The following is a 568-nucleotide window of genomic DNA, read 5'->3' on the forward strand; positions in this document are numbered from 1 at the left end:
ATGATGCTCCAGGATACGATAAAGCCTCTCCAATAACGCCTCCAAGATGCAATAACGCCTCTGTATGAGCCTACGCCTCCAAGATGCAATAACGCCTCTGTATGAGCCTACGCCTCCAAGATGCAATGACGCCTCTGGACGGGATACGTCTCCAAGATGCGCTTCCCCCTCCAGGATGCCATGCCCTGTCCGTTCCCCGCGTTCCCTGACTTCTTCCGAATATAGAAAAAAACCACCGACAGAAGTCAGTGGTCTTTGTCTGCTTGGCAGCGTCCTACTCTCCCAGGACCCTGCGGTCCAAGTACCATCGGCGCTGGAGGGCTTAACGGTCGTGTTCGGGATGGGTACGCGTGGAACCCCTCCGCTATCGCCACCAAACAGATAAGGTATTGTACCTTAAAAACTGAATGCGAAAGTAAAGAATCATAATCATCTTCGTTAGGATAAGCCCTCGACCGATTAGTATTGGTCAGCTCCATGCATTGCTGCACTTCCACCTCCAACCTATCTACCTCGTCGTCTTCAAGGGGTCTTACCAATGTGGGAAATCTCATCTTGAGGGGGGCTT

General features: G+C 51.8%; 2 rRNA genes. Both read right to left on the reverse strand.

Annotated elements, in window-relative coordinates:
- Positions 1-261: 261 nt before the first annotated feature.
- A 5S ribosomal RNA gene (gene rrf / locus RCF13_RS02340) occupies positions 262-378 on the reverse strand.
- Positions 379-439: 61 nt separating this feature from the next.
- Positions 440-568 (reverse strand): 23S ribosomal RNA (locus RCF13_RS02345); the annotation flags it as partial.

Origin of the sequence: Stenotrophomonas maltophilia group sp. RNC7 (genome assembly GCF_030910085.1) — a bacterium.
Classification (GTDB): Bacteria; Pseudomonadota; Gammaproteobacteria; order Xanthomonadales; family Xanthomonadaceae; genus Stenotrophomonas; species Stenotrophomonas sepilia.